This is a genomic window from Pseudomonas bijieensis (assembly GCF_013347965.1).
GTDB classification, from domain to species: Bacteria; Pseudomonadota; Gammaproteobacteria; order Pseudomonadales; family Pseudomonadaceae; genus Aquipseudomonas; species Aquipseudomonas bijieensis.
This window is the reverse complement of the sequence record NZ_CP048810.1, coordinates 6,024,059-6,049,800: the sequence shown is the minus strand read 5'-3', so window position 1 is coordinate 6,049,800 and position 25,742 is coordinate 6,024,059. Positions and strand designations below refer to the sequence as shown.

25 protein-coding genes and 1 pseudogene are annotated in these 25,742 nt (G+C 61.4%); 8 read left to right on the top strand and 18 right to left on the bottom strand.

The genetic code is table 11. The annotated features are described in order from the left end of the window. Positions 1 to 84: 84 nt before the first annotated feature. Positions 85 to 2,331 carry a DNA internalization-related competence protein ComEC/Rec2 gene (locus tag GN234_RS26860; protein ID WP_176689315.1) on the bottom strand — a complete coding sequence of 749 codons (2,247 nt, stop codon included), beginning with the start codon at positions 2,329 to 2,331 and terminating at the stop codon, positions 85 to 87. A gap of 144 nt (positions 2,332 to 2,475) precedes the next feature. Between GN234_RS26860 and GN234_RS26855 the strand changes: the two genes are divergently transcribed. Further along, on the top strand, positions 2,476 to 2,991 hold the full coding sequence (locus tag GN234_RS26855) for a DUF2062 domain-containing protein (RefSeq protein ID WP_046063671.1): 516 nt from the start codon (positions 2,476 to 2,478) through the stop codon (positions 2,989 to 2,991). A gap of 144 nt (positions 2,992 to 3,135) precedes the next feature. Here GN234_RS26855 and GN234_RS26850 read toward each other — a convergent pair whose 3' ends face one another. The 4 genes and pseudogenes from GN234_RS26850 to GN234_RS26835 all read right to left on the bottom strand — a co-directional run bounded on the left by GN234_RS26850 (position 3,136) and on the right by GN234_RS26835 (position 6,315). Then, positions 3,136 to 3,915, bottom strand: coding sequence for an ABC transporter permease (locus tag GN234_RS26850; RefSeq protein WP_072347169.1), 780 nt, complete (start codon positions 3,913 to 3,915; stop codon positions 3,136 to 3,138). Between the two features lie 2 nt (positions 3,916 to 3,917). Then, the gene (locus GN234_RS26845) at positions 3,918 to 4,850 is read right to left on the bottom strand and encodes an ABC transporter ATP-binding protein (protein WP_176689314.1); all 933 of its coding nucleotides are present in this window, start codon (positions 4,848 to 4,850) and stop codon (positions 3,918 to 3,920) included. Between the two features lie 136 nt (positions 4,851 to 4,986). Then, positions 4,987 to 5,610: a glutathione S-transferase family protein gene (locus GN234_RS26840; RefSeq protein ID WP_176689313.1), complete on the bottom strand. Its 624-nt coding sequence runs from the start codon at positions 5,608 to 5,610 to the stop codon at positions 4,987 to 4,989. 44 nt (positions 5,611 to 5,654) lie between these two features. Further along, positions 5,655 to 6,315, bottom strand: a pseudogene (locus tag GN234_RS26835) (transglutaminase-like domain-containing protein). 440 nt (positions 6,316 to 6,755) lie between these two features. On the opposite strand from GN234_RS26835, the gene GN234_RS26830 reads away from it, so the two are divergent. After that, positions 6,756 to 9,203, top strand: coding sequence for an acyl-CoA dehydrogenase (locus tag GN234_RS26830; protein ID WP_116833157.1), 2,448 nt, complete (start codon positions 6,756 to 6,758; stop codon positions 9,201 to 9,203). 100 nt (positions 9,204 to 9,303) lie between these two features. Further along, the gene (locus GN234_RS26825; protein ID WP_003204309.1) at positions 9,304 to 9,711 is read left to right on the top strand and encodes a PA2817 family protein; all 408 of its coding nucleotides are present in this window, start codon (positions 9,304 to 9,306) and stop codon (positions 9,709 to 9,711) included. 84 nt (positions 9,712 to 9,795) lie between these two features. Here the strand turns inward: GN234_RS26825 and GN234_RS26820 are convergent, their stop codons facing one another. Beyond that, positions 9,796 to 10,794: a LysR family transcriptional regulator gene (locus GN234_RS26820; protein WP_163857448.1), complete on the bottom strand. Its 999-nt coding sequence runs from the start codon at positions 10,792 to 10,794 to the stop codon at positions 9,796 to 9,798. A gap of 90 nt (positions 10,795 to 10,884) precedes the next feature. Between GN234_RS26820 and GN234_RS26815 the strand changes: the two genes are divergently transcribed. The 5 genes from GN234_RS26815 (at position 10,885) to GN234_RS26795 (ending at position 14,272) form a co-directional block, all read left to right on the top strand. Further along, positions 10,885 to 11,511 carry an alanyl-tRNA editing protein gene (locus tag GN234_RS26815; RefSeq protein WP_176689312.1) on the top strand — a complete coding sequence of 209 codons (627 nt, stop codon included), beginning with the start codon at positions 10,885 to 10,887 and terminating at the stop codon, positions 11,509 to 11,511. 66 nt (positions 11,512 to 11,577) lie between these two features. Then, positions 11,578 to 11,745 carry a hypothetical protein gene (locus GN234_RS26810; RefSeq protein ID WP_163857443.1) on the top strand — a complete coding sequence of 56 codons (168 nt, stop codon included), beginning with the start codon at positions 11,578 to 11,580 and terminating at the stop codon, positions 11,743 to 11,745. Between the two features lie 241 nt (positions 11,746 to 11,986). Next, complete coding sequence (locus GN234_RS26805) at positions 11,987 to 13,210, top strand: type II and III secretion system protein family protein (RefSeq protein ID WP_163857440.1); 1,224 nt, start codon at positions 11,987 to 11,989, stop codon at positions 13,208 to 13,210. 56 nt (positions 13,211 to 13,266) lie between these two features. Next, positions 13,267 to 13,980, top strand: a complete 714-nt coding sequence (locus tag GN234_RS26800; protein ID WP_109754530.1) for a tetratricopeptide repeat protein — start codon at positions 13,267 to 13,269, stop codon at positions 13,978 to 13,980. A gap of 22 nt (positions 13,981 to 14,002) precedes the next feature. Continuing rightward, a complete protein-coding gene (locus GN234_RS26795) occupies positions 14,003 to 14,272 on the top strand; it encodes a DUF3613 domain-containing protein (RefSeq protein ID WP_109754409.1) in 270 nt (89 codons plus the stop codon). An 898-nt stretch (positions 14,273 to 15,170) separates the two neighbouring features. On the opposite strand, the gene GN234_RS26790 is transcribed toward GN234_RS26795, so the two are convergent. The 12 genes from GN234_RS26790 to GN234_RS26735 all read right to left on the bottom strand — a co-directional run bounded on the left by GN234_RS26790 (position 15,171) and on the right by GN234_RS26735 (position 25,439). Then, positions 15,171 to 16,133, bottom strand: coding sequence for a type II secretion system F family protein (locus GN234_RS26790; RefSeq protein ID WP_109754411.1), 963 nt, complete (start codon positions 16,131 to 16,133; stop codon positions 15,171 to 15,173). A gap of 27 nt (positions 16,134 to 16,160) precedes the next feature. Beyond that, a complete protein-coding gene (locus GN234_RS26785; RefSeq protein ID WP_109754412.1) occupies positions 16,161 to 17,147 on the bottom strand; it encodes a type II secretion system F family protein in 987 nt (328 codons plus the stop codon). Continuing rightward, complete coding sequence (locus GN234_RS26780; RefSeq protein ID WP_109754413.1) at positions 17,144 to 18,586, bottom strand: CpaF family protein; 1,443 nt, start codon at positions 18,584 to 18,586, stop codon at positions 17,144 to 17,146. Before GN234_RS26780 ends, GN234_RS26785 begins: the two co-directional genes overlap by 4 nt. Positions 18,587 to 18,589: 3 nt before the next feature. Further along, positions 18,590 to 19,810 carry an AAA family ATPase gene (locus GN234_RS26775; RefSeq protein WP_176689311.1) on the bottom strand — a complete coding sequence of 407 codons (1,221 nt, stop codon included), beginning with the start codon at positions 19,808 to 19,810 and terminating at the stop codon, positions 18,590 to 18,592. Then, on the bottom strand, positions 19,804 to 20,298 hold the full coding sequence (locus GN234_RS26770; protein ID WP_176689310.1) for a TadE/TadG family type IV pilus assembly protein: 495 nt from the start codon (positions 20,296 to 20,298) through the stop codon (positions 19,804 to 19,806). The genes GN234_RS26775 and GN234_RS26770 overlap by 7 nt, the downstream gene beginning before the upstream one ends. Beyond that, positions 20,298 to 20,777: a TadE/TadG family type IV pilus assembly protein gene (locus tag GN234_RS26765; RefSeq protein WP_176689309.1), complete on the bottom strand. Its 480-nt coding sequence runs from the start codon at positions 20,775 to 20,777 to the stop codon at positions 20,298 to 20,300. Before GN234_RS26765 ends, GN234_RS26770 begins: the two co-directional genes overlap by 1 nt. 8 nt (positions 20,778 to 20,785) lie before the next feature. Next, positions 20,786 to 22,102, bottom strand: a complete 1,317-nt coding sequence (locus tag GN234_RS26760; protein WP_109754417.1) for a TadE/TadG family type IV pilus assembly protein — start codon at positions 22,100 to 22,102, stop codon at positions 20,786 to 20,788. Positions 22,103 to 22,173: 71 nt separating this feature from the next. Beyond that, the gene (gene cpaB / locus GN234_RS26755) at positions 22,174 to 22,989 is read right to left on the bottom strand and encodes a Flp pilus assembly protein CpaB (protein WP_109754418.1); all 816 of its coding nucleotides are present in this window, start codon (positions 22,987 to 22,989) and stop codon (positions 22,174 to 22,176) included. A gap of 15 nt (positions 22,990 to 23,004) precedes the next feature. Further along, complete coding sequence (locus tag GN234_RS26750) at positions 23,005 to 24,333, bottom strand: P-loop NTPase family protein (protein ID WP_109754419.1); 1,329 nt, start codon at positions 24,331 to 24,333, stop codon at positions 23,005 to 23,007. Between the two features lie 2 nt (positions 24,334 to 24,335). Beyond that, the gene (locus tag GN234_RS26745) at positions 24,336 to 24,866 is read right to left on the bottom strand and encodes an A24 family peptidase (protein WP_109754420.1); all 531 of its coding nucleotides are present in this window, start codon (positions 24,864 to 24,866) and stop codon (positions 24,336 to 24,338) included. 26 nt (positions 24,867 to 24,892) lie between these two features. Then, complete coding sequence (locus GN234_RS26740; RefSeq protein WP_109754421.1) at positions 24,893 to 25,087, bottom strand: Flp family type IVb pilin; 195 nt, start codon at positions 25,085 to 25,087, stop codon at positions 24,893 to 24,895. 157 nt (positions 25,088 to 25,244) lie between these two features. Next, positions 25,245 to 25,439 (bottom strand): Flp family type IVb pilin, encoded by a 195-nt coding sequence (locus GN234_RS26735; RefSeq protein WP_008070254.1) that lies wholly within the window; start codon positions 25,437 to 25,439, stop codon positions 25,245 to 25,247. Between the last annotated feature and the right edge of the window lie 303 nt (positions 25,440 to 25,742).

The following is a 25,742-nucleotide window of genomic DNA, read 5'->3' as shown; positions in this document are numbered from 1 at the left end:
CCTCGAAAAAGTGCGCCACTTTATCACACAGACTCGCCTTGCAGACCCGCCCCGCCGATAAGCGCATCAGCCGATTGCGCTGGATCAATATTGCCCCGGTGGCCCGACTGTTGGCCGATCGCGCCAGTAACGTCGGTGTCCGGCCTCTGTGCGCGGCAGCTCGAAAGCCCCCAGTTGCAGACGAATGGCGCCCTGCTCGGCGCTGTCGTAGATCGCCAGGCCCGAGCGTCGATAGCGGGCCATCACCTGCGGATGGGGATGGCCGAACGCGTTGCCCTGCCCTCGGGAAATCAACACCGAATGCGGCTTGAGACGTGACAGCAGCGCCATCGACGACGAACTGCGGCTGCCATGGTGAGGCGCGGCCAGCCACTGGATCGGTAGTGCCAGGGCCTCGTCGAGCAAGGCGCGTTCGGCATGGATGTCGATATCGCCGGTCAGCAGTAAGCGTTCACCGCCGGCCTCCACCAGCAAGACACAGGATTTCTGGTTGCTTTCGACGGCAGAGGCCCATCGCCACAGCTCGAACCCGACTCCGTCCCATTCCCAGCGTCGGCCACTGTCGCAGGGCCCGGCCAGCAACTCGGCGGGCAGCGCATCGGGATCGCCGCTGATCACTTCCCTCGTCGGCAGCCCGTTGCGTACGGCCGGGGCACCACCGGCATGATCGGCGTCGGCATGGCTGAGCAGCATCAGGTCCAAGCCTCGAACCCCCAGTTTGCGCAAGGTCGGCAGGACGACCCGCTCGCCCACATCGGCCTCGCCAAAACGCGGCCCGGCGTCGTATAGCAGGGTGTGCCGGCGGGTCCGCACCAGCACCGCCAGCCCTTGGCCCACGTCCAGTTGCCAGATCTCGGCTTGCCCTGGTGGCAGGTGTTCTTGCGGTGGGAAAACCATCAGCAACACCATCGGCCACCCCAGTACACGTAGCGGCACACCTTTGGGCAACAGCAGTAGAAAAGCGCCGAGGGCGGCGATACCCAGGGCCCAGGTCGAGACTGCGGCCGGGACCCAGGCCGGCATTCGTCCGGCGACCAGCGTCAGCCCCTTGAACAGCAGATCGAGCAGTCCGCCGGCGATCCACAGCAGTCCTTCGCCAATGAGAGGGACCGGCAACAACGCCGTGCCGAGCAGCGCCGACGGCAAGACCAACAGGCTGATCCAGGGCACCGCGAGCAGGTTCACCAGCGGCCCGCTGAGACTGACCGGCAACCCCACGATCAACAACAACGGACACAGGCCGACCGCGACGAGCCACTGGGCACGGGTCCAGGTTTGCCACCAGCGCCAGGGTCCCAGGCGACCGCCAAAGGTGAACATCAAGATGGCGACAGCCGCAAACGATAACCAGAACCCTGGCCGCAGGTTGGCCAGCGGGTCGAACACCAGCACTCCGGCGAAGGCCAGCAGCCATGTCCACCACGGATCTGGCTGCTTGAAGCGCAAGCGCCACAACAGCACCAGGCCGATCATCGTGCAGGCCCGCCGCACCGGTACCTCGAACCCGGCGAGCAAGCCGTAGCCCAGGGCGGCGCAGAAGGCCAGCGCGCAGGCCCAAGGCAACCACGCCAGACCTGCCGGCCACAGGCCATAGCGCGCCGCGCCAGCCACCAACAGGTACACCAGGCCGGCAAGCAGGCCGATGTGTTGCCCGGAGATCACCAGCAAGTGGACGGTGCCGGTGTCTTGCAGCACCTGCCAATCTTCGCGAGTCAGCCCGCCGCCGTCGCCCAGAACCAACGCCGCCAGCGCACCGGAGCGACCGTTGGCGTCGACCTGCGCCAGTGCCTGGCGCACCTCATCCCGCCAGGCGCCCCGGGCCGCCTGCAAAAGACGGCCGTCCTTGACCGTACCGGTCGCGCCGATACCGCGACTCAACAACCAGGCTGAATAATCGAAGCCGTGTGGGTTCAGCAACCCGGCGGGTCGCTTGAGTTTCACCGCCAATCGCCAGCGCTCGCCGCTGTTGACCGGCGGGCCACCGAACCACGCGAGACGCAGTGTCGTCGGTAGCCGGGTACGACGTGAATGGGCATCAGCCAGTTCGAAACGCACCACGCCATCGCCCTGTTGCGGCAAACCGACGACGCGCCCCTCGACCCAACGGGTTTCTCCATCGAGCGCGACGGATAACCGATCGTCCAGCGCAAACTGCGCCGACAGACAGGCCCAGGCCAGCCCGAACAGGAAGAAACCCAGCGGATAGGTTCGAAACGGCAACGCCATCAATGCCACTACCGGCATGGCTGCAATCAGCCACAACGGTGGCAGTGCCGGTAAAAAAATCGGGGCCAACAGCCCCAGTGCAAGCGCGACTAACCCTGTGCGCATAACCCGTCCTTGAGAGTGCCCTCTCCAGGCATAGACGGTCCATGGCACTGCCGGCGTTATCAATTGTCACAAAGTCTGAATCTGCCAGCCGTAGAATCCGGACATACTTGCGGCCTCACTGCGTTGAACCGACCGAGAAGCCTTATGCCCCGGCGCCTATTCAAACGTTACATGCCAGACCCAGAGAGCATCCGGGAACACAAATCCTTACGTTTTCTCGGCACCCTGCTGCACGACCCCAACCTTTGGCACCTCAATCGGCACTCCGTGGCCCGGGCGATGGCTGTTGGCCTGTTTGCCGCGTTCTTGCCAATCCCGTTGCAAATGTTGCTGGCCGCCGCATTGGCCGTCACGGTGCGCGGCAATATGCCGATCGCGGTGAGCCTGGTGTGGCTGACCAATCCGATCACCATGCCGGCGGTGTTCTTCTGCACTTACCAGACCGGCGCCTGGCTGATGGACGTGCCCGCCCGGACACTGCCCGAAGAACTGACCTGGGAATGGATCAGCGGCCAGTTGTCCACCTTGTGGCAGCCGTTCCTGCTCGGTTCGGTGGTGACCGGCCTGGTACTCGGCGCCCTGGCCTACTTCGTCACCATGAGTTACTGGCGCTGGTGGGTGGCGCGGCAGTGGAGGCGGCGCAAGAAAAGCCGAATGTGAAATGCAAAAAGGCCTCCTGGGAATGGAGGCCTTTTTTTGGTGCGCTTGCTGATGCCATCGCGAGCAGGCTCGCTCCCACAAGGAAACGCATTTCAATGTGGGAGCGAGCCTGCTCGCGATATATCAGTCAACACACCTGCTGGATCAGGTACGCATCCCGCGCCCGCTGACCAGCAACCGCGCACAACCGATGTAGAGCACTACGGTCGCGACCAGCATGAAGGTAATCGCGATGCTGATCTTGATGTCCGACACCCCGAGGATGCCGTAGCGAAAGGCGTTGACCATGTGCAGCACCGGGTTGGCCAGGGACACGGTCTGCCAGAACGGTGGCAGCAGCGAGATCGAGTAGAACACCCCGCCCAGGTAGGTCAGCGGCGTGAGCACGAACGTCGGGATGATGGAGATGTCATCGAAGTTGCGCGCAAACACGGCATTGATGAAACCCAGCAATGAAAAGATCGTCGCCGTGAGCACCACCACCAGTACCGTCACCCCCAGGTGATGCACCTGCAGATGGGTGAAGAACAACGACAGCAGGGTCACGATCAGGCCCACCGCCAGCCCCCGCAACACACCGCCCAGGGTGTAGCCGATGAGGATCGTGTGGGGCGACACCGGCGAGACCATCAGTTCTTCGATCGAACGCTGGAACTTGCTGCCGAAGAAGCTCGACACCACGTTGCCGTAGGAGTTGGTGATCACCGACATCATGATCAGCCCCGGCACGATGTAGTCCATGTACGTGAAGCCGCCCATGTCGCCGATCTGCCGGCCGATCAGGTTACCGAAGATCACGAAGTACAAGACCATGGTGATGGCTGGCGGCAGCAGCGTCTGCGGCCAGATCCGCATGAAACGCCGGACTTCGCGGTACACGATGGTATTGAGGGCGATGAGGTTGGGGCGCAGTTCAGAACTCACACTCATACCGCCACCTTCGCCAGATTTTTCTCCACCAGGGACACGAACAACTCCTCGAGGCGATTGGTTTTATTGCGCAGGCTCTGCACTTCAATGTTTTGCAGGGCCAGTTGGGTGAACAGCCCGGTGATACCCACGGTTTTGTCCACCTGGACTTCCAGGGTGTGGCTGTCCACCAGGCGAGCCGGATAACCGATAAGCTGGGGCGCGGACTTCAGGTCGTTTTTCAGGTCCAGCACGAAGGTTTCCACATGCAGTTGGCTGAGCAACTGGCGCATGCTGGTGTTCTCGACGATGGTGCCGTGGTCGATGATGCCGATGTTGCGGCACAACTGCTCAGCCTCTTCCAGGTAATGGGTGGTGAGGATGATGGTGATGCCTTTCTGGTTCAGCTCGGTCAGGAAGCTCCACATCGAACGACGCAACTCGATGTCCACGCCAGCGGTCGGCTCGTCGAGGATCAGCAGCCGCGGTTCATGCACCAGCGCCCGGGCAATCATCAGTCGCCGCTTCATGCCGCCGGACAATGAACGGGACGGCACGTCACGCTTGTCCCACAGGCCCAACTGGGTCAGGTATTGCTCGGCGCGCTCGTTGGCGATCTTCGGCGGGATGCCGTAGTAGCCGGCCTGGGTCACGACGATGTCGAAGGTCTTTTCGAACTGGTTGAAGTTGAACTCCTGGGGCACCACGCCAATGCAGCGCTTGAGGGCGGCGGGCTCGCGGTCCAGGTCATGACCAAAGACATTCACCGTGCCGCTGGTCTTGTTCACCAGGGTGGAAAGAATGCCGATGGTGGTGGATTTGCCGGCACCGTTAGGGCCGAGCAAGGCGAAGAAATCACCTTCGGCGACGTCCAGATCGATACCACTCAAGGCCTGGAAACCGTTGCCGTAGGTTTTGGTTAGCTGCCGGATGGACAGAGCGGAACTCATATCGGATTACGCACCAAGAAGGGAGGGAAGAAAACAATAGATAAGGGCGGGCGGCGAGCAATGCAACCACGGCGCGCGAAGGCAATGGTGCGTGGCGTCGCCGCACAAGTACAGTCAAGTGTGTCGATAGTAAGTATTAAGTCAACGCGGTCATAACGGCCTTGCGGTAGGCCGGACGCTGCTGCAACCGCGCGTACCAGGCCCCTACGCCAGGTAGCTCGGCGCGCTGGATGGGCATCTCGAACCAGGCATAAATGAAACTGCCCAGGGGAATGTCGCCCATGCCGATTTCATCACCCGACAGGTAGGGCTGTTCGCTCAAGGTTCGCTCGACCATCGCCAACAAGTCATCGCACTCCTTGATCGCCGCGTTGATGGCCGCCCAGTCCTGTTGCTCGGCCGGGGTGCGCAACACGCCCCAGAACACCGTACGAAACGGTGCGGCAAAGCTGGACGTGGTCCAGTCCATCCATTTTTCAGCCTGGGCCCGTGCCTGCACGTCAGCGGGATACCAGGCCGAACCCGACGCATGGCGAGCAGCCAGGTACCGCACGATGGTGTTGGATTCCCAGAGCACGAAACCGTCGTCCTCGATCATCGGCACGCGGCCGTTGGGGTTTTTCGCACGGTACTCGGGCGTGTCCACCACCCCGAATGCCCCGCCCGCATCAATGGCCTGGTAGACCAGTCCCAACTCTTCCGCGCACCACAACGCCTTGCGCACATTCGATGAATTTTTCCGGCCCCATATCTTCAGCATCACGGCGTCCTCGATGGATAAATGCCGCCGCAGCATACGCCGGATCAGGCGCGACTCAAATCGCCCTGCATGTCGCCGAGCAGGAGCGGCACCTGCTCGCCAAATAGATGCGGGTAGCATTTCTCCAGGTGTTCGAAGAAAAACGCCTCGGGCACATCGGTGAACTGACCATGGTCGGTGACGTATTCCATCAACTTCGCCCCTTGTCGATTGAACGGGTGGAAAACGCTGTCGTGACGACCGTCGAATTCCAGCGGAGCCACATCGAACAACTCGCACAACCCCTGGTTGAAAGCCGGCGTCGCCTTGACCCAGCGGTCGTTCAGGTACAGCTCGGTATAACCATGCATGGCGAACACATCGCTCCTGAGCAATTCCAGCAGGCGCGGGGTGGACAGGTGGTTGCGCACATCCGCCAGGCCGATACGCGCCGGGATGCCGCAATACCGGGCACAACCGGCCAGCAAGGTGGCCTTGGGCACGCAATAGCTTTCACCGGAAACCAGCGCATGACTGCCGCGCAGGGTCGCCGGGTCGCGACTGAAGGTATAGGGGTTGTACCGTACCGCCTCGCGCACGGCGTAATACAGGCTGACCGCCTGGGCCAGCGGGTCGCGCTCGGCACCGCGGTGGGTTTCGGTGAAGTCGATGACCGCAGGGTGATCGCTGTCGATGAAGGGGGCCGGGGTTCAGGTATTGCTGCATAAAAGGAAAGCCTCTCGGGAAACATCACTCCCCCTCAGGGTCGAACTCGGTCTTTGTGGCGAGGGGATTTATCCCCGCTGGACGCGAAGCGGCCCTAACCCTGACACCTCGGTGTGCCAGGCAGATTGAGTGGGCCTGCCTTGGGGCTGCTTCGCAGCCCAGCGGGGATAAATCCCCTCGCCACAAGTACTGTGTTCGGCTGGGGCTGACTGTGTCCGAGTTTATCCACAGCCCCCCGCCCAGCGATAACGGCATTCCGGCCAAACAATGGCGTTTTCTCACCTTGTTAACGAACGATTTCCCACGGCTGTTGCCAACCAGACTGGCGCAATACAACTGGGGTTTCCCACGAAATCAATCACATCGCGCTGACCACCGGTTTTGCAGATGCCGTCTAAGCTCTGAAGGTCGGTTTTGCCTTGGTTCACGGAGGATTACATATGCTGTTGTTGTGGATACTGGTGCTGATCGTCGGGATCGCCTGGCTGGCGCATCGGCGCACCGACCCGCTACCCGCGCTAGGTATCGTCGCGGTCTACCTGTTGGCCATGGGCATTTTCAGCCATGCGCCCGGCTGGCTGCTGCTGATCCTCTGGGTGGTACTCGCCGCCGTCGCCGCCCCGTTGCTGCTGCCAGACCTGCGCCGCCGATACTTCAGTGCGCCGATGTTCGACTGGTTCCAGAAAACCCTGCCGCCCATGTCCCAGACCGAGCGCGACGCCATCGATGCCGGCACGGTGTGGTGGGATGGCGAACTGTTCAGCGGTCGTCCGGATTGGGACTTGTTGCTGGCCTACCCCAAGGTGCAACTGACCGAGGAGGAGCAGGCTTTCCTCGACGGCCCCACCGAAGCACTCTGCGCGATGGTCAGCGACTGGCAGATCGGCCAGGCCATGGACCTGCCGCCTGAAGCCTGGGCCCACATCAAGGAGCACGGGTTTTTCGCGCTGATCATTCCCAAGGAATACGGCGGCAAAGGCTTTTCCGCTTACGCCCACTCCCAGGTCGCGATGAAACTGGCCACCCGTAGCGGCGACCTGGCCTCCACCGTGATGGTCCCCAACTCCCTCGGCCCGGCGGAACTGTTGCTGCACTACGGCACCGATGAACAACGCGACCATTACCTGCCGCGACTGGCCCGTGGCGACGATATTCCCTGCTTCGCCCTGACCGGGCCACTGGCCGGCTCCGACGCCGGGGCGATGCCCGACACCGGCATCATCTGCAAGGGTGAATGGCAAGGCCAGGAAACCCTCGGCCTGCGCCTGAACTGGGAAAAGCGCTACATCACCCTCGGTCCGGTGGCCACCCTCCTCGGCCTGGCCTTCAAGGCTTATGACCCTGATCACCTGCTGGGGGACGAAGAAGACCTGGGCATCAGCCTGGCCTTGATTCCCACCGATACCCCTGGCGTGCATATCGGTCGCCGTCACCTGCCGTTGGGCGCCGCGTTCATGAACGGGCCGAACTGGGGCAAAGACGTGTTCATCCCCCTGGACTTCCTCATCGGCGGCCAGGCGATGCTGGGCAAGGGCTGGATGATGCTGATGAACTGCCTGTCGGTCGGGCGCTCGATTTCCCTGCCGGCGGTGGGCACCGGCGCGGCGAAGTTCACCAGCCTGGTGACGGGGCAGTACGCCCAGGTGCGCGAGCAATTCAACGTACCGCTATCGGCGTTCGAAGGTATCCAGGAAGCCATGGCGCGCATTGGTGGCAACGCCTGGTTGATGGACGCGGCACGCATGCTGACCGCCAACGCGGTGGACCTGGGGGAAAAGCCTTCGGTGCTGTCGGCCATTCTCAAGTACCACCTGACCGAACGCGGCCGCGAGTGCATCAGCCACGCCATGGACGTACATGGCGGCAAGGGCATCATCATGGGCCCGAACAATTACCTGGGGCGTAGTTGGCAAGGTGCGCCGATCTTCATCACGGTCGAAGGCGCGAATATCCTGTCGCGCAACCTGATGATCTTCGGCCAGGGCGCCATTCGCTGCCATCCGTTCGTGCTCAAGGAAATGGCCCTGGCAACCCGTGAAGACAAAGACCAGGCGCTGGTCGAGTTCGATGCCCTGTTGCTCAAGCACATTGGTTTCGCCGTCAGCAACGCCGCCAGCACCCTGGTGCTCAATCTGGGCCTGGGGCATTTCGAGAAAGCCCCCGGCAATACCCTGAGCCAGGGTTACTTCCGCGCCCTCAACCGGCAGGCAGCGGCATTCGCCCTGCTGGCGGACCTGAGCATGATGTTGCTGGGAGGTGAACTCAAACGCCGTGAACGCCTGTCGGCCCGCCTGGGCGATGTTTTGAGCAACCTTTACCTGGCGTCCGCGGCGCTCAAGCGCTATCACGACCTGGACTCGCCGGACCACATGGCGCCGCTGTTCACCTGGGCCATGGAGGAAAGCCTGGGCCAGTCGGAACGTGCGCTGGATGAGCTGCTGAGCAACTTCCCCAGTCGGGTGCTCGGTTGCCTGTTGCGCCTGGTGGTGTTCCCCTTCGGTCGTCGTCACAAGGGCCCGAGCGACAGGCTCGACGCCGAGGTGGCGGCGGTCATCGGCCGGCCCAAGGGTGACCCGACCCTCGAAGAGTTACTGCAAGGCTGCTATCGCCCGCAATCGAGTGACGATCCGGTGGGCGCCCTGCAACACGCCGCCGACCTGCTGGCTGCCGCCCATCCGCTGCACAAGAAGCTGCACGGAGCGCTCAAGCAGGGTCAGCTCAATCCGGCGCCAGGCGAACCGCTCATCGATGCGGCCCTGGAAACGGGTGTGCTACAAGCCGGTGAAGCACAGACCTTGCGCGCGGCCGAGGCGGCGCGGCGCAAGGTCATCGACGTGGATGACTTCGATAAGGAAGAGCTGACGCTGGCGCAAGACAAGGTTCGTTGATGACGAGCCGGTAGACCCGTCACCTATAGCTCTCTACCTATAAAAGCGGGCGCAAGGGCTTTATACTCCTGCGCCCGTTTTACTCTTGAGGACTTATCTCGTGTCCAATGTCGTTGCCGATCACCTTGTCTTGCTTGACCACTTGCGCAGCATCCTGGTCGCCGTGGGTGAGGCCGAACAGGTGCCCGAAGAAAGCCACGCCTTGTTTCTGGAGCGCTTCGACGAGTTACGCGCGCAACTGCCCGTCGACCCGATCGAAAGCCAGTACCTGGGCCAGGACCTCCTGTGCCAGGTGATCGTCCGTTACCCACAGATCGCCCATCTGGTGCCTCGCGACCTGCTCTGGTACTTCGCCGGTGACTGCCTGCACTACATGCCCGACGAAGAGATCGCCCTGTACCAGGCCCTGGAGGAACGTCGTTTCGAAGCCGAGCAAAACGACGAGCCCTTCGACTGGAACCAGGAAAAGCAATTGCTGGCGATGTCGGACCAGGACAGCAAGCACTGATCGCGACCGGTCATGCAAAGGCCCGCACGGTTAACCCGGCGGGCCTTTTTTTGCCTTGCCAAAGTGTGTCGCCTGGGCGGGCCGTCAGTACAACCCATCACTCTCCGGCAACTCATAGTGCGCCGCGACATTGCTGGGACGATTCCCACTGCCCACCTTGTCCAGGGTCGGCTCCTTCTCCAGGCACGCCACCAGATAATCAATGAACACTCGCAGCTTGGGTGGCAGGTAGCGAGTCGGCGAATGCAGCAACCACAAGCCACCGTGGTAGGAAGCCAGGAACGTCCAGTCGGCCAATACCTGCACGATCAAGCCTTGCTCCAAGGCATGACGGGCCGTGAAATACGGCAGGCTGCCGATGCCGATGTGCTGCAAGACGGCCCCCAACCGCACACCCGTGTGATTGGCCGCGTAGCGTCCGTGCACGCCTACGGTGACGGACTTGCTCCCTTTCTTGAATTTCCAGCGAGCGTCGTTCGGGGTTGCCCCCAGGTAAATGCAGCTGTGCTCCAACAAGTCGTGGGGATGCGCGGGAGTACCGTGTTCAGCCAGGTACTGCGGCGTGGCGCAGAGCAGGTGATCGATGGTCAACAACTGACGCCCCACCAGCCCGACCGGCGGTTGATCAGTAATCCGGATGGCCAGGTCGACGTGATCGTCGATCAGGTCAACCTGCCGATCCTCCAGCAACAGTTCCACATCGACCTTCGGATAGCGACGCAAGAATTCAGGCATGTGCGGATGAATCACGAAACGCCCCACCGCCTTGGGCACGCTGACGCGGATGCGCCCTTCAGCCTCCTGGGTGAACTGGCCGCTGATTTCCATCACCGACCGAGCGGCGGCGACCATCTCCTGGCAGCGCTTGAACACCTCTTCCCCGCCATCGCTCAAACGCAATTTGCGGGTGGTGCGTTGCAACAGTCGGGTCGCCAGGGCTTTCTCCAGGCGGGAAATACTGCGACTGATGGCCGACGGTGATGAGCCCAACTGACGGGCCGCCTCGGAGAAGCTGCCGGTTTCCACGACCTTGACGAAGATGGCCATTTCGGCCAGCAGCGGCAACGGTAGATTTGTGCTCATGACGCAACAGTCCTTTGAAATTTGAACGGATTATCACCCTTTTACGCCCTACCTATAATCCCGTCACAATTTCTGATGTGGATATGGCACATGACGCTTCGCCTCTTTTTCCATAGCGATGACCTCGAGGCCAATGTGGAAGTCCTGGATTGCAGCCCCCAGGAACATGAGTTTGCCGTGGTGCTGCGCGCCACACTGTTCCACCCCCAGGGTGGCGGTCAGCCCTGCGACACTGGATGGATCGGTGAAAGCCAAGTGCTGCGCGTGGTCCAGGACGGGCAACAGATCGTTCATTACGTCGACAGACCGGTGGCCTCGGGCATGGCGGCGATCCGCGTGGATGCGCAGCGGCGACAGTTGAATTCACGCCTGCACTCGGCCGGGCACCTGATCGGCCATTTCGCCGAAAGCCGTGGCTGGAAACCGATCAAGGCCCATCATTGGCCCGGCGAAAGCCGCGTGCAGTTCCAGCCTGGGGAAGACCCTCAGGAACTGGACATCTCGATCATTCAGCAAGGCATCGACGAATGGATTGCCGACGACCTGTCGCGCCTGATCACGTCGCGCGAAGGCCTGCGCGAAGTCGGTTTCGGTGGGCTGGCCGCCTACGGTTGTGGCGGTACTCACGTGCAGCGCCTGCGCGAACTGGGAACAGTCACCATTGCCTCGCTTTCGCAAAAGAAAGGAACACTGTCAGTGCACTACCACGTGGCCTGATCTGCGCCAGACCCTGCGACCCAAAAACGGCTCGCAGGCCTCCCCCTGCCCCCAGAAAGATATGCCTTGCGTATCGCCCTTCCCAACACAAAAAGACAAATTATTGACGGCCACTTGAGCGAATTTTTCCACCCGTCACTTTTTAGTCATTTTTTTGATTCGTGGCGTGGCGCTTTGCCATGCTTGAACTACCGTGAAACAGAAGCGATGACAGGCTCGGCAAAACGCTCCTGAAGCGACCTGATCGATACCGTCGTTGCCTTCGAATATCCCGGAGACCCGGGTACCGAAAAGTTGTTCGCAAGCAGCCTGTCGTTCAGTCAGGCCGGAGAAATGCGCCCGTTTGCTTATAGCGACGAGGCCTGAAACCGGAATATGAACAGGCCGGCGAGATGGAAAGGGGCAGCCCGGGCCTCTTAAGTGATCCGAGGCAATAGTTAAGCCTAGGGATGGCCTCTTTACCGAGGATCACTTCATGACCCATCGTACTGCTCCGGTTCTAAAACATTTCATTCATGGCCTGTTCTGGATGGGTCTTGGCTTGGATGCGGCCCAGGCCGCCGCGGCAAACTGTTCGCAACTGGACAATCTGCCGGCGACCTTCGAGGTCGGCCAGGGGCTCCAGAGCGAACTGCGCATCCTCGCCCCCGTGACGAAGTTGGCAGTCGGCGACCCGAAAATTGCCGATGTGCAACCCAGTGGCAGCGATGCCTTCATTCTCACGGGCCTGGCGCCCGGCGCCACCAGCCTGATGGTCTGGACGGACTGTTCGAAAATACCGCGCCAGAGCATGGTCTTTGTCAAAGGCAGGGCCACCGAGGCACTGACAGGCGCTGCAAGCATGCCTTCCGAAGACCCGATGCTGCTCGCCCAGGTGCAGACTGACATTCGCTTCGTTGAAGTCAGCCGGAACAAACTCAAGGAAGCCTCGACGTCGATTTTCGGCAGCCGTGGCAATTTCCAGTTCGGCGCGCCGAGGACCTTGCCCTCCATCGGCGGCATTGTCCGGCCTTCATTGCCGGTCAACAACGACATGTTCAACCTGTCTTTCGCCACCGGTAAAACGCTGTTGATGATCAACGCGCTGGAAGGCAGTGGTTTCGCCTATACCCTGGCGCGGCCAAGCCTGGTGGCCCTCAGCGGGCAGAGCGCGAGTTTCCTGGCCGGTGGTGAAGTGCCGATCCCGGTGCCCAGCGCCGGCAGCGACAACGTGTCCATCGAATACAAGGAATTCGGTATTCGCCTGACCCTGACCCCCACCGTCATCGGCAAAAATCGCATTGCATTGAAGGTGGCGCCGGAAGTCAGTGAACTGGACTTCACCAATGCGGTGAACATCGCCGGGACATTGGTGCCAGCACTCACGGTGCGCCGTACCGATACCAGCATCGCCCTGGCCGACGGCGAAAGCTTCGTCATCAGCGGCCTGATCAGCACCCGCAACAGCTCACAGGTGAACAAGTTTCCGGGGCTGGGAGATATACCGATTCTCGGCGCGTTCTTTCGCGACAACTCCATCAACCGCGAAGAGCGTGAACTGCTGATGATCGTCACGCCACACCTGGTTCAACCGTTGGCCGCCGACGCGCAACTGCCAACATTGCCAGGTGAACAACTGCGCAATTACGACCCGAACTTCTATCGCATGTACTTCCTTGAACATGGCGAATTTGACAACCGCAGCGGGCTTTCCCAATGAGCCGGCGCCTGATGTGCAAGGCATCCAATATCCAACGGGTTGCCAAGGGGCATTCAATGAAAACAGTGATCGCATTAACGGCGACCTTGATGCTCGCCGGCTGTGCCAGCAACAGCGCGGTGGCTCCACGCACGGCCGATTGCGCCAAGCCTGGATCCGACCAGGAACTGGCCCTGAACATGGCGGAAGACATGGCCAACGAGGGCCGTTTGTACGCCAGCCTGGCGAACCTCGAACGCTTGCCCGAGGACTTGGTCCAGGTCCGCCTGCGCAAGGCTCGGGTACTGCGCCTGATGGGGCGCAACGAGGCTGAACCGTTATACAAAAGCCTGCTCGGGACATGCCTGGCCGCTGACGGTGAACATGGCCTTGGCCAGTTGGCGGCCGCCAGAAATGACAATGCGGCCGCTACGCAATACCTCGAACGCGCAGCGAAAATGGCTCCCACCGAAGGCAAGATCCGCAATGACCTGGGGGTTGTCTACCTCAATCAACGACGCATTTCAGAAGCCCGCTTCGAGTTCATGACCGCCATGGAGCTCCAGCAGTCAGACCCGCTGGCAGCGCTCAACATGGTGACTCTGCTGATCTACCAGGACAACTGGAAGCAGGCCGCCGAGCTCGCGAACATGGCCAAGCTGAGCCCCCAGCAAGTGGCGGATGCCCAAGCCCGCGCGGAAAGAATCAGGGGTTCGGCCCCTAACGCAATGACGTCACCCGCCAACCGCCCCACCGAGATCGTCGATGCCTCAACCGGCGCGATCAAGTAGAGCGTTACGAGGAGTCCAAGAGATGATGACCAAACAATTGATGATCGCATGCCTGGTGGGCCTTTCCAGCACCGCCTGGGCAATCGAACCAGGCCCCTCTTCGCCAGCACAGCAAGGCACAGAGAGCTGGATGCAACTGCAGATTCGCGGCGTGGTAGCCTCCACCAACCTGCAAACCGCCTCGGCCGCCGAACGCGAATTGGCCATGCAGCGCTGGCTCAACAGCTTCAACTACCCGATCCCGGAATTCTTTGACCAGGACTCGGGGGGAGAGATCACCAGTAGTAAATGAAACACGCAGGAAACGAAAGATCGCGGCCTTCGGCAGTGTCTACATTTGATCCGATGTAGGTACTCCTGAAGGCTGCGGTCTTTTGGCTTGAATGGTCGGTAGAGCACAGGCCTGAACCTGTGGGAGCGGGCTTGCTCGCGAAGGCGGCCTCACGATCAGCACCTTCATTGACTGTCGAACCGCTATCGCGAGCAGGCTCGCTCCCACAATGGGCCTGCGGTGAACACAAGTCTCCTGAACACCCAAAATCAACCGTGGGAGCGAGCCTGCTCGCGATGATGGACCGACATTCAACACCTTCATTGACTGTCAAACCGCTATCGCGAGCAGGCTCGCTCCCACAATGGGCCTGCGGTGAACACAAGTCTCCTGAACACCCAAGATCAACCGTGGGAGCGAGCTTGCTCGCGATGACGGCCCCACATTCAACACCTTCATTGACTGTCACACCGCTATCGCGAGCAGGCTCGCTCCCACAATGGGCCTGCGGTGAACACAAGTCTCCTGAACACCCAAGATCAACTGTGGGAGCGACCTTGCTCGTGATGACAGCCCCACATTCAGCACCTTCATTGACTGTCAAACCGCTATCGCGAGCAGGCTCGCTCCACAATGGGCCTGCGGTGAACACAAGTCTCCTGAACACCCAAGATCAACCGTGGGAGCGAGCCTGCTCGCGATGACGGCCCCACATTCAACACCTTCATTGACTGTCACACCGCTATCGCGAGCAAGCTCGCTCCCACAATGGGCCTGCGGTGAACACAAGTCTCCTGAACACCCAAAATCAACCGTGGGAGCGAGCCTGCTCGCGATGACGGACCGACATTCAACACCTTCATTGACTGTCAAACCGCTATCGCGAGCAAGCTCGCTCCCACAATAAGCGCTGCGTGTTCTACATATTCCCAAAAGCCCTGAACACACCAATCATGGCCGGACCAATGGCGACCAGGAAAAAACTCGGCCACAGGCAAAAGATCAACGGAAAGATCAGCTTGGTGCCTATCTTGGCCCCCATTTCTTCCGCCGCCTGGGTCCGCCGATCACGAAACTCATCAGCGTAGATGCGCAGGGTATCGGCCACACTGGTACCAAAACGGATACTTTGCGCCAGCAGACTGACCAGCCCCTGGATATCCTCCAGGCCGGTGCGCACGGCCAATTGCTTGAGCGCCTCGGTGCTGGTGATGCCCGCCCGGATCTGCGCATTGACCAGCGCCAGCTCCTCAGCCAACTCAACCTGACTGACCGACATTTCTTCAGCCACCCGTTCAATCGTCGTGGGCAGGGCCAGGCCCGACTCGACGCAGACCACCATCAGGTCCAATGCATCCGGGAACGCGGCGCGCAACCGGCCTTGTCGTGCCTGCTTGCGTTTGCCGACATAGATCGCCGGCAGCAACCAGCCAATGCCTGCCACGAGGGTCACCGCCAACAGGCCGATGACCACTGAAACCTTGACCATCGGCAACAGCAACAACGCAACGCCGACCAGCAACAACGGCAACATCAGGCGCACGGCCCAGTACATCTGCACCGCCGAGGCAGAGCGGTAACCGGCGTGGGTCAACAAAGTCTGGGTAGCGGACGTGTGGGCTTGGTCGGTCGAGGCAAAGCGCTGACCGACCCGTTCCAGCAAGAGCTGCAGGTTACTGGGCGCCTCTTGCCCGGTATTGCCACCGTAACCACGCTTGATCAGCGCCAGGCGCCGCTGTACCGGATCCTGCAGGCCCAGCAACAATAGCAGGAGCGCGACGGCCGCCAACACTGTACTGAGGCCAATCGCGGCAATGAACAACAGGCGCGCCAGTTCTTCGTTACCGGTAAACCGACTCAACAATCCGAGCAAAAAGTCCATGACTGAAACCTCTCGGCGCGACAGCGCTTAAACCTGGATCCGGATGATTTTTCTTATCCAGAAAATCCCGATCAACATGGCGCAGAACGCGCCGATGATCAGCTTGTGCCCTATGGGGTCATTGATCAGCACCGGCATGTAGCTGGGGCTGGTGAGCACGATGGCGATCGCCAGCACGAACGGGATCGCCACCAGCACCCAGGCCGACATGCGCCCTTCCGCCGACAGCGTCCTGATCTTGCGCTGGAAACGAAAACGTCCACGAATCAGGCGGCTCAGGCGCTCCAGCACTTCGGTCAGGTTGCCGCCGGTCTCGCGGTGGATGAGGATCGAGGTCACCAGCATCATCACCGTCATGCTCGGCATGCGCTCCAACAGACCGAGCATGGCCCGGCGCACGTCGTTACCATAGTTGATGTCGGAAAACGTCATGCCGAATTCCTGGGCGACCGGCCCCTTGTGCTCCTCGGCGACCAGACGCAGGGTTTCGTTGAACGGGTGGCCGGCGCGCAAGGCCCGGCACATGGCGTCCAGCGCATCCGGCAAACCCTCTTCGAACGCGGCGAAACGCTTGCTGCGGTCACGCAGGATCTTCAACACCGGCACCCAGGTCACCGCAAATGCCGCCAGCAGCGCCATCCACCAGACCGGCGAGACCATCAGCACCAGGGCACCGGCCGCCACTCCCAGGATCAGACCGAGCAGCATGACCCGATAAGCCCGGTATTCATGACCGGCCTGCTCGATCAGTTGCGTCAGGTTGGCCATGAACGGCAGTTGTTCCAGACGGGCTTCCAGGGGCGACAGGCGCGTCAGGTATTTCTGCCGCAACACAGTCTGCATGTTGGGCAAGTGGTTGGCCTTCTCCAGCACATGCAAGCGCCCGCGAATGCGCTTGCGCATCTTGCCGGCCTCGCCGAACACCGGCACCACCACGCCCTGGGACAGCAGGAACACGGCAATGAACACCATGCCAAGGAAAATCAGGATGAACTCGCCGGGAATATTGTTCATGACGACCGGCCCTCCATCCACTCAGGGCGAAACAAGGTCAGCGGCAACTCGATGCCACGTTTGGCCAGCACATCGCGGAAGGCCGGGATCATGCCGCTGGGCCGATACTCCCCGAGCACCTCGCCGTGCTCGCCGATGCCTTGGCGCACGAAGGAGAAAATTTCGGTCATGGTGATGACCTCCCCTTCCATCCCGTTGATCTCTTGCATGCTCACCACGCGTCGCTTGCCGTCTTCTTGACGCTCCAGTTGGATCACCACATCGATGGCCGAGGCAATTTGTTGACGCATGGCCTTGATCGGAAAAGTCGCCCCGGTCATCGACACCATGTTCTCGATTCGCCCCAGGGCATCCCGTGCGGTGTTGGCGTGAATGGTGGTCAGGGAGCCGTCGTGGCCGGTGTTCATCGCCGTGAGCATGTCCAGCGCCTCGGCACCGCGCACCTCGCCGATGACAATGCGGTCCGGACGCATGCGCAGGCTGTTGCGCACCAGTTCCCGCTGGCTCACCTCGCCGCGCCCCTCGATGTTCGAAGGCCGGGTCTCCAGGCGTACCACGTGGGGCTGCTGCAGTTGCAACTCGGCCGAATCCTCGATGGTGACGATGCGTTCGTTATGGGGAATGAAACTGGAGAGCACGTTGAGCATGGTGGTCTTGCCGCTGCCGGTCCCGCCGGAGATCAGCACGTTCAGGCGACCGCGAACAATGGCCTTGAGCAGCAAGGCAATGGCCGGGGTCATGGTGCCGACCTGGATCAGGCTGTCGGTGTTGAGCAGGTCCACGGCGAAACGCCGGATCGACATGCTCGGACCGTCGATGGCCAGCGGCGGAATGATCGCGTTGACCCGCGAACCGTCCTTGAGCCGGGCGTCCACCAACGGTGAGGATTCGTCGATACGGCGTCCCAGGCTGGACACGATGCGGTCGATGATGTTCAGCAAATGCTGGTCGTCGCGAAAACGCACATCGGTACGTTGCAGCTTGCCGAAGCGTTCGACATAGACCGAGGCAAACCCGTTGACCAGGATGTCGGACACGCTATGGTCGGCCAACAGCGGTTCCAGCGGCCCGAGGCCGAGCACTTCGTCGGTGATCTGCTTGATGATCAACTGTCGGCTGGCGGTACTCACCGGCGCCGAATGCTCCTCGAGCAGGCGCTGGCAGATATCGCGGATCTGCCGCGCGGCCTCGACTTGTTCAAGGGCATCGAGCAACGACAGGTCCATGACCTTGAGCAATTGCTGGTAGATCTTCTCCCGCCATTCGGCCTCCACCGGGGTGACCTGGCTGCGGGTTTCGTAAAGCACATCCGGAATGGCCTGCTCCCAGGCCATCAACGCGTCTGTCGGGTCCGGCAGGCCGTCATTGGGCGGGGTACCCACTGAGGCGCCAGGTTTGGCGGGCTGTTTGCGCAAGCGGTTACGAAAGTCGCTGATCATGGGTCATCCCCCGAAAAAACGGTTGAAGGCACGTTTAAGCAGGCCCTTGTCTGTGGCCATCTGGTGACCGACCAGGTCTTCGGTCAAATCGCGCAAGGCGGCGGTGATGGCCGCCTTCGGCGCATGCAGCCCCAACGGCACGCCAGTGTTCTGACTCTGGCTGACCAGGTTGAAGTCATTGGGCAATTTCGACAGGTTCGCGCAACGCAGGGCTTCGCCGATGTCCTTGAGGCTGACGGCGGCGGATTTGTCATAGCGGTTGACCACGATCTGCAACTGATCGCCGCGCACGCCCAGGTCTTCGCGCAGGATCCGCACCAGGGCGCTGGCATCGCGCAGGTGGCTGACGCTCTGTTGCACCACCACGTACACCCGGTCCACCTGTTCCAGCACCGAGCCGGTGAGGTGATCGATCTGCCGCGGCAGGTCCACCACCACCCAGTCATAACTGGCACGGGCCAGTTGCAACAGGGCATCGAGCTGTTCGGGTTGGGCGTCCTGGGGCAAGCACAATTCGCCAGCCCGGCCACCGAGTATGTGCAGGGTCGGACTGAAGTGACTGCAAAAACCCCGCAGCGCGACGCTGTCCATGTCGTCGATCTGCTGCAGCACTTCCAGATGGCTGTGGGACTGCGCCACGTCCAGGTAATGGGTCACACTGCCAAATTGCAGGTCCATGTCCAGCAACAAGGTATTGCCCGCTCGAGCGCTGAGCTGCTGGGCCAGGTTGCACGCTACCAAGGTCCCGCCTGAGCCGCCCTTGGCGCTGATCACCGCGACCAGCTTCCCTTCGTTCCCGCTGCCGAGGCGGACTTCCATCACCAGGCGATTGAGCGCCGCGACCAATTCCGTATCGGCGACGGGTTCGGGCAGTACATCCCGAGCGCCGGCCTGCATCGCCAGACGCATGCCCTCCTGCTCGCCCAAAGGACCACACACCAGCATCGGTGGACGCTCATGGGCCGGACGCTGCAACAATGCCGACAGCTCTTCGCGCCACAGGTGGCTGACGCGAAGCAGCAGCAGGTCGGGCATGCGCTCCAGGCCATAGAGCGGGTCGACATGCCCGTTGCTGACCAGGCGTGTACTGACCTCAAGGCCAGGCATACGTTGGCAGACGCATTGCAGGTCGCGCAGGGCCGTGGCATCGCGGCTGCTGATCAGTATCCGCAGCCCGGCTCTGCCAGTCGTGGTCGAAAGCGGAGTTTCCCTGGTGTTCAGCATGGTGTGATCTCCCCGGAATCGGAATGACGCCCAAGGCTTTCGCGTGGCAAGGTTGCCCTGAATGTGGGCAAGGTAATGGGCACGCCTAAGCCGGGAATGAACAGGTTGAAAACGAAGTTCTGCACGCTCAGCCGGACATAGCGGATGGCACGGAAGCCCGTGCTGCCGGATGTATCGGCGGGGTTCGCCACCACGGCGCCATTGACGTCCAGGTAAGTCAGCGCCAGGTTCGAGGTCGCCAGGCTGGTGATCAGTTGGCTGGTACCGGCGTCCGTCGCGGCGTTGAAGATAGCCCGGCGCAACACCACCGGATCACTGATATTGCACACCGCCGCCAGGCGTACTCCACGCCGTGCCGCTTCATCCAGCGCGTTGACCGTGAAGTACAGCCGGCCCATTTCCACCACGCCGAACAGCAGGATGAACACCAGCAAGCCCACGAAGGAAAACTCCACGATGTAGGTGCCGCGCATGTGTTTATGGTTCATCACAGCGCCCTCATGACGGTGGTCGCGACCAACTGGATGCCCAGCGGAATGGCATTGCCGAAAAATCCTGGAATCGACCCGGTGCAGTTACCCTCACCGATCACCGGGCAAAAGGTGTAGGTAATGGTGACGCGCACATGATCGATGCCCTCGGCGGCGACCTGCACGTTAGCCGTGGTCAGCCCTGACACCACGGCGGTGCCGGCAGCACTGGGCACGCCATACACCGCTACGTTTTTCGTCTGGGTCAGTAGCGTGTTGTTCAACGTGATACCGCCGAGAGTGGCGTTCCACGCCTGGCTGGCGACGAAGCGGTCGGCATCGCGGCTGGCCTGAAGCAGTACGTTGTACTGGTAGAGCATGCGGCCGAACTCGCCGAAGGCCAGCAGCAGCAACAGCAACAATGGCAACACCAGGGTGAACTCCACCAGGGCCACGCCTCGCTGGGCTTGCGCCGGTTTGAAATGAGAAAGTCCCATGACGCCTCCTACGAGTCGGTACTCGGAGTGCCGCTGCCGTTGAGGTAGGTTTTGTAGAGCTGGATGATCTGTGGGCCCGAATCGGTAGACGGCGTGGGACCGGGTACGTTGTCGCCCTCGCACTCCTGGACGAACTGGCCGAAAACCAGGGAGTCCGAGCCCCCGCCATCCACCGGCTGCACAACGAAATAGCAACCGAATCCCAGAACCGGAATCGAGGTGGAACCGCCCTGCTTACCGGTGCAATTGCCAATCACGATCTTCAGCATCCGACGCTCGAAAACCCCGTTGCTTTGGCAGCCGCTGGCGCCTCCCGCCACGCAGGCGGCAACCTTGGCCCGCCAGTCGTTGTAGTCCTGTATTGCCTCGCCGCCCGCCGAGAGGTCGCCGTTGCTCGACGTGACGGCTTTGCCTTTGTATTGCGCCTGGGAGAGTGCATCGTTGTAGGTGATCGCCGGGGTGCCTGAGGCCGTGACCAGATCCGGTGGGTAGTCCGAAGAACTGACCGGGCCGTTGTAGATACCAAAGCGAGTGTTCAAGCCTTGGGAGGTCGGGCCGGCTTTATTGCCTGGCGCAGTCTGGACGTTATCCCCGACATTGCGGCAAACCGAGCCACCGCCGGCCAGGTCTTCACGGACTGCACTGCCGCCTGAGCCGAAATCCAGCAACTGGAAGTTGCCCGGGCCGATGGGTGATGTGTTCCCCGCAGCGGTTTTCAAGACTTCCAGGTCGCCAAATTGATACCCCCAGAAGTTGCCGGCGGCGGGGTTGTATTGAGTGGGATCGCCACAAACCATCAACGGCGCCAGGTCACAAGGCGAGGTCGGACTGGGCCCGGCAGTGGCAATCGCCGCGACTCGCTTGTTACCCAAGCCAGCGCTGCCCATCGTTTGCACGAAGCTCCAGAAAAACCCGCTCAATTGATAGCTGGACACCGACACCCGTACGTACTTGGCATCGGTAGGTCCTGGGTAGGAGAACGGGCCGTAGACGCTGCTGGACAACTCCACCACGGCAAACGCGCCGGGGTTGCCAGCAATCGCCGTTGCCAACTCGGTGTTACCGGCGGCGTTGGCATTCCTGTTGAGCGTGTCCAGGGCCGCCGCGCGGGTGGTGCTGGCCATGTTGATGCCGCCGCTGACCTGGCTCAGGGTCTTGGCACCGCCCAAGGCGGCGGCATCCACCGCATTCTGCAGGCGCGTCTTGTTCAGCAGCATATGCCCGCCATCCAGGGCCAACGCCGCCATCATGGAAATCGCCACCAGCGCGATCACCATCAACACACTCACCGCCCCTCCCTGGCGCCGGATATTGGCATTCATCATCGAGCCCTCATCTGCAACGTTTGAGGATCGGTATCGCCACGGCCCGGGAGGGCCTGGCATGCAGGCGCTATTCAGCGAACATTGATCACGCTGCTTTCAATCCCACGGATCAACGTGATCGACCCGCCTTGGGGCTTGGCACTGCGCTGCACCACAGGTTTTGGCGGCGCAGCGGCAGCCACCGCCATGACCGGCGCAGGGGCTGGCGGGGCAACGGCCACGGCCTTTTTCTCCAGGTTCAGCGGGTTGCGCAAGGCCAATTGCAGCTTGCCTTCGGTTTGCGCAGTGACCAGCGCTTCCGCTTCGCTGGCGGACATTTCCAGCGTCACGGCCCGCACCACCACCGGCTGGGTCTTGTCGGTGCCCGCCGTCTGGTCCACCGCCAGCACCCGCAGGTTTTCCAGGATGGTCCGCGACGTGGCGCTGTTGCTGCCGGCGCTGGTGGTCTTGGTTGCCAACACATCGACCCGGTTGCCCGGCAAGAGGAAGCCGCCCACGCCGACCACATCATCCACGCGTACCGATATGGCCCGCTTGTCCGGCGCGATCAGCGAAGCCAGGGTGCTGCCGCCCAAGTGCTCGCTCAGACGCGCGCCTCGCACGATGTCGCCGCGCAGGATGTCGAAGGTGGCAATCTTGCCCACGGCCTGTTCGCTGGAATCGAAGGCATCGTCCGGGATCGTGTCCATGGGCATGCGCACGGTGGTGACTTGCTGGGCCTCGACCATCTGCCCGAAGGGGATTTCCACCGTGGCGACCACCACGCTTCGCAGGTGATCATCGGGGGTCGCGTTGAGTCGCGCGCTCAGCCAGGAGTCAGCCATCCATGCGGCACCAAGGCCCATTACCAGGGAAACGCCTATCAGCGGAAGCGTACGAGAGCTCATGTCGGTATCTCCAGATCAAAGGAAGTCGAGCTGAACGAAGTAGTTGTGCCAGGCCCATTCCAGTTCTTGCGGCAACAGGGGGCCGGAACCGCCCAGGTAACGCTGGCGGTCGAGCGCCATGTTCAACAGGTCACGGGGATGGCAAGGCACCAGCGGCATGCCTTCGCCTGCATACAGCCGCTGCAGGACATAGCGCACCAGCAGCGGATCGTAGGGGATGCCCAGGCGTTCGCACTCCTGGCGCCAGATGCGTTCGTATTCCTCGGGCTTGAGGTAACCGAACTGCACCTTGTAGCCGATGCGCCGCAGGAAGGCCTCGTCGGCCAATTCGAGGGGGTTGAGGTTGGTGGAAAACACCAGCACCAGGTCGAACGGCAGCTCGCAATGCCGGCCGCCCCCCAGGTTGATGAAGTCGCGCTTCTCCTCCATGGGCACGATCCAGCGATTGAGCAGCTCGGCCGGGGCCATGCGCTGGCGGCCCATGTCATCGATGATGAACAGCCCGTTGCTGGCCTTGAGCTGCAACGCCGCCTGGTATTGCCGGGTGAACGGGTCGTAGCGCACGTCCAACTGCTCCATGCTCAGCTCGCCGCCGGTGATGACGATCGGGCGTTTGCAGCACAGCAGCCGGCGGTCGATGCCTTCGTTGAGCATCAGGTTGTTCGCTTGGCCGTTGTCATCCAGGCGCTGATGCACCTGCGGGTCGTAGATCTCGATCACCGACTCGTTGATGACGATGGCATGGGGCACCCAGATGGCCTCGGCGAACAGCCGGATCAATCGGCTGCTGACGTAGGTTTTGCCCGTGCCCGCCGGGCCGTAGATCATGATCGCCCGCCCGGAATTCAGGGCGACGCCCAGTTGGTCGAGCATGCCTTGGCTCAGCACCAGGCCGGCCAAGGCCTGGTGCATGTCCTTGGCGGTGATGCGGCCATGGTGAATGGTCTGGATCTTGATCAGCGAGCGATAGGTGCTCACCGGAAACGGGGCCGCGCCGATGTAGCCGCTACGGGCCAGGGCATCGCGGGCCGAACTGCGGCCGCGCTCGGTCAGGCCATAACGCAGCGTCTGCACGCCCGTTTGTCCCAACTGGCCCAGCACTTCGACGCGACCGTCCTTGCGCAGGAACGCCAGGACTTCTTCCAGTACCGCGCCGGTCAGGGCCAGGCGCTCCACCAGCCGAGTCATGTCCAGCACACCGGCATCGTGCAGATGCTTGCATACCAACTCACCCAGGAAACTGTCGGTCAGGCCGGTGTCGCGAATGGTGCATGGCTGTGGCGCCAGGCGTTGCACCGCTTCCCGTTCGCTGGGGTAGGCATCGCTATCGTTGATGACGTGCATGACTAGACTCCCCAGCCGCCGGCAACCAGTTGCCAGTAAACGCTGTTCAAAGTACCGATCAGGATCGCAATCGAATAAGGAAAGGGTTTGCCGGCCACTTCATCCGAAGTCGGCGCCAGATAAGACTGGGCGCGCACAATCAGCCAGTAGCGCCCCAGGGTCTGGAGCAGTTGGCCGCGGGCCAGGACGATCAGGAAACCGCACACACCGCCGGCGATCAGGCTGAACAGCGCCGCCCACAGTGCGTAATGAAAAGGCAGGAAGCTGCCGACCATGGTCATCAGCTTGACGTCACCGGCGGCCATGCCACCGACGGCGTACATGGGCAGGAACAGCCCGAAACAGATCAGCATGCCCAGCAGGCTATCGCCCAAGCCGCCGATCCCGCTGGTATAGACCTGGCCGGCCAATCCCAGGGCAAGGCCCAACAGGACCAGTGTGTTGGGAATGCGGTGGCGAAGCAGATCGCTCACCACCGCCACACCCAGCAGTCCTAGCAGCAGTACCGTCGACACCAGCAGTTCCATGGACATGATGCGTCTCCCTAGAGTGGTTTTCGTTAGCAGGCGACGTTGCTATTGACGACCTGGCATAGCGCCCGGATCTTGGTATCGACGGCGCCGCCCAGAAGGACGAATGCCGCCGCCACCAACACCGTGATCAAGCCACCGGCCACCGCGTATTCAACGATGGTCAGGCCGTCTTCATCTTTGGCGAACTTGCTGATCGAAGTACTTATTGTCTGGAGAGTCATGGCATGGACCTCACGCTCGTAAGTAGTACTGCTACGAACTTAAGTTGGAGGGGACAGCGCGAAGTCCATTTGATTTATTCGTTGTACTCACTGCAAAAGAGTCGCAAGCGTTATTCCTTGAGAGTTGCCGTGTCCCCGTCAACGCAAGTGGCTGCTGTCAGCAGGCAACGTTGCCGTTGACCGCCTGGCACAGCGCACGGATCTTGGTGTTCACGGCGCCGCCCAGGAGAACAAACGCGGCGGCCACCAATACGGTGATCAACCCACCAGCCACGGCGTATTCCACAATGGTCAGGCCATCTTCATCTTTGGCGAACTTCAGTACCGAAGCCTTGATTGTTTGAAGAGTCATTTCGCACACCTCATCGGGGTTGTTTTCTCAAGGGGCAGTACATTGCGAACTGCCTGATGCAACCCTAGTCAGCAGGTGGTGATAGCCGTTAGGAGGATTTTGCACATCGCTAGGATTTTTTTGCGGGGGCGAGAACGGCTGCGAGGTCGGAAAACCCATCCGTGCCGCAGCGCAAACGGGCGCTCGCCAGCATTGCGTGGCAAGGGATGACGCTAAAAGATCGAATTTTTATAAAAATTTATTCGGCGAAGTGATAGCACAGTGACAATACTGCTAGCTAAAGGGCAGAAAGAACCTGTGAGT

Coding starts and splice junctions, on each gene's coding strand:
- cpaB (WP_109754418.1), bottom strand. CDS start 22,989: ATGAGCTCTCGTACGCTTCCGCTGATAGGCGTTTCCCTGGTAATGGGC.
- GN234_RS26775 (WP_176689311.1), bottom strand. CDS start 19,810: ATGCTGAACACCAGGGAAACTCCGCTTTCGACCACGACTGGCAGAGCC.
- GN234_RS26840 (WP_176689313.1), bottom strand. CDS start 5,610: ATGCTGAAGATATGGGGCCGGAAAAATTCATCGAATGTGCGCAAGGCG.
- GN234_RS26765 (WP_176689309.1), bottom strand. CDS start 20,777: ATGGGACTTTCTCATTTCAAACCGGCGCAAGCCCAGCGAGGCGTGGCC.
- GN234_RS26750 (WP_109754419.1), bottom strand. CDS start 24,333: ATGCACGTCATCAACGATAGCGATGCCTACCCCAGCGAACGGGAAGCG.
- GN234_RS26860 (WP_176689315.1), bottom strand. CDS start 2,331: ATGCGCACAGGGTTAGTCGCGCTTGCACTGGGGCTGTTGGCCCCGATT.
- GN234_RS26830 (WP_116833157.1), top strand. CDS start 6,756: ATGCTGTTGTTGTGGATACTGGTGCTGATCGTCGGGATCGCCTGGCTG.
- GN234_RS26815 (WP_176689312.1), top strand. CDS start 10,885: ATGACGCTTCGCCTCTTTTTCCATAGCGATGACCTCGAGGCCAATGTG.
- GN234_RS26855 (WP_046063671.1), top strand. CDS start 2,476: ATGCCCCGGCGCCTATTCAAACGTTACATGCCAGACCCAGAGAGCATC.
- GN234_RS26735 (WP_008070254.1), bottom strand. CDS start 25,439: ATGACTCTTCAAACAATCAAGGCTTCGGTACTGAAGTTCGCCAAAGAT.
- GN234_RS26780 (WP_109754413.1), bottom strand. CDS start 18,586: ATGATCAGCGACTTTCGTAACCGCTTGCGCAAACAGCCCGCCAAACCT.
- GN234_RS26740 (WP_109754421.1), bottom strand. CDS start 25,087: ATGACTCTCCAGACAATAAGTACTTCGATCAGCAAGTTCGCCAAAGAT.
- GN234_RS26790 (WP_109754411.1), bottom strand. CDS start 16,133: ATGGACTTTTTGCTCGGATTGTTGAGTCGGTTTACCGGTAACGAAGAA.
- GN234_RS26745 (WP_109754420.1), bottom strand. CDS start 24,866: ATGTCCATGGAACTGCTGGTGTCGACGGTACTGCTGCTAGGACTGCTG.
- GN234_RS26795 (WP_109754409.1), top strand. CDS start 14,003: ATGATGACCAAACAATTGATGATCGCATGCCTGGTGGGCCTTTCCAGC.
- GN234_RS26845 (WP_176689314.1), bottom strand. CDS start 4,850: ATGAGTTCCGCTCTGTCCATCCGGCAGCTAACCAAAACCTACGGCAAC.
- GN234_RS26820 (WP_163857448.1), bottom strand. CDS start 10,794: ATGAGCACAAATCTACCGTTGCCGCTGCTGGCCGAAATGGCCATCTTC.
- GN234_RS26800 (WP_109754530.1), top strand. CDS start 13,267: ATGAAAACAGTGATCGCATTAACGGCGACCTTGATGCTCGCCGGCTGT.
- GN234_RS26805 (WP_163857440.1), top strand. CDS start 11,987: ATGACCCATCGTACTGCTCCGGTTCTAAAACATTTCATTCATGGCCTG.
- GN234_RS26770 (WP_176689310.1), bottom strand. CDS start 20,298: ATGAACCATAAACACATGCGCGGCACCTACATCGTGGAGTTTTCCTTC.
- GN234_RS26785 (WP_109754412.1), bottom strand. CDS start 17,147: ATGAACAATATTCCCGGCGAGTTCATCCTGATTTTCCTTGGCATGGTG.
- GN234_RS26760 (WP_109754417.1), bottom strand. CDS start 22,102: ATGATGAATGCCAATATCCGGCGCCAGGGAGGGGCGGTGAGTGTGTTG.